Raw genomic sequence first — 1,476 nt, 5'->3', positions numbered from 1 at the left:
CCGGAACGATCACCGTGAATCCCGGCCGCCGTACCTCCTCGCGCAGCCGCCCGAGCCGGAAGACCACTCCGCGCTCGTACTGCCTGGTGTTGCGGCCGGGGTGTGCCAGACCGGTGGCGGGCGCGGACGCCGCGCGATGCGGGGGTTGCGGCCGGGGTGTGCCAGACCGGTGGCGGGCGCGGACGCTGCGCGATGCGGGTGTTGCGGCCGGGGTGTGTCGGACCGGCGGCGGGCCCGGATGCAGCGCGATGCGTGGGTGTCGCGGCCGGGTGTGCCGGACCGTTGGCGGGCCCGGGCGCCGCGCCGGTCTGCGGCGTCACGGCCCGGGGTGCGCCGTACCGATGGCGGGTGTGAAGCTGCCGGCCCGGGACGTCTGCCCCGCCCGGCGGGTTGGGGGGGCGACACCCCAGCGCCCACCCCAGCGTCAGACGCCCGCCCCGCCCACAGACGCCTGCCCCGCCCACGCGGCCAGCTCCTCCGGCGTACGAGGACCGTTCTGCGACGCGCCCAGCAGCCCGTGTGCCCGCAGGACCTCCGCGACCGACGTCCCCCATGGCCTGCGCAGCCGTGCCGCGTCCAACAGCCCCTGGTCCGCCAGGAGTTCCGCGACCGGCCCGGTCCTCAGGCCGTCCGGCGAGAGTACGGCCGCGTCATCGGCCCAGCGCAGCGCCAGATCGACGTCGTGCGTGGCCATGACGACCGTTGTGCCGGACGCGCGCAGCCCGCCGAGGACGTCGAGCAGCCGTTCCTGCCCGTGCGGGTCGAGCCCGGCGGTCGGCTCGTCCAGAATCAGCACCCGGGGTCGCATCGCGACCGCGCCCGCGATCGCGGCCCGCTTCCGCTGCCCGTACGAGAGCAGATGCGTCGGCCGGTCCCGGAGCGCCACGATGTCCATGGCGGCCAGCGCCTCGTCGACCCGCGCACGGACCTCGTCCTCGCCGAGCCCCAGGTTCATCGGACCGAACGAGACGTCCTGCTCGACCGACGCCGCGAACAGCTGATCGTCCGGATCCTGAACGACCAGCTGCACCGTCGTCCGCAGCCTGGTCAGTCCCGCCCGGTCGTAGGCCACGGGTTCGCCGTGCAGCCGTAGTTGGCCGGTGGCGGGACGCAGCCCGCCGCTCAGGAGCCGCAGCAGGGTCGTCTTGCCGCTGCCGTTGCGTCCCAGCAGCGCGGTCGACCGGCCCTCCGCAAGGCCGAGACCCACGCCGCTGAGCACGGCGGGACCGTCCTCGTAGGCGTAACCCGCGTCGACGAGTTCCACGACAGCGGGGGCCGTGGGGGAGAGGTTCATAGTGCATACCTTTCGAGCACGAGGGTGAGGGCGACGATCCCGGCCAGCAGTGCGCCGACCCCGGCGAGGAACGGACGCGACACCGTCGCCCGCGGCACCAGCACCCGCAGCGTGCAGAAGGAGGGCGAGCAGCGCGGGACCTTCAAGATCCAGAACACCAACCGCCTGCTCACCGGCGCGAC

Annotated in this window: 1 protein-coding gene; it reads right to left on the bottom strand. The window is 74.5% G+C overall.

Going from position 1 to position 1,476, the window contains the following annotated elements; all coding sequences use genetic code 11:
• Positions 1–424 precede the first annotated feature (424 nt).
• Complete coding sequence (locus tag ABZ070_RS37325) at positions 425–1,294, bottom strand: ATP-binding cassette domain-containing protein (protein WP_356640645.1); 870 nt, start codon at positions 1,292–1,294, stop codon at positions 425–427.
• Positions 1,295–1,476 lie beyond the last annotated feature (182 nt).

It is taken from the genome of Streptomyces sp. NPDC006283 (assembly GCF_040613325.1).
Taxonomy (GTDB): Bacteria; Actinomycetota; Actinomycetes; order Streptomycetales; family Streptomycetaceae; genus Streptomyces.
This window is presented reverse-complemented; position numbering and strand designations above follow the sequence as displayed.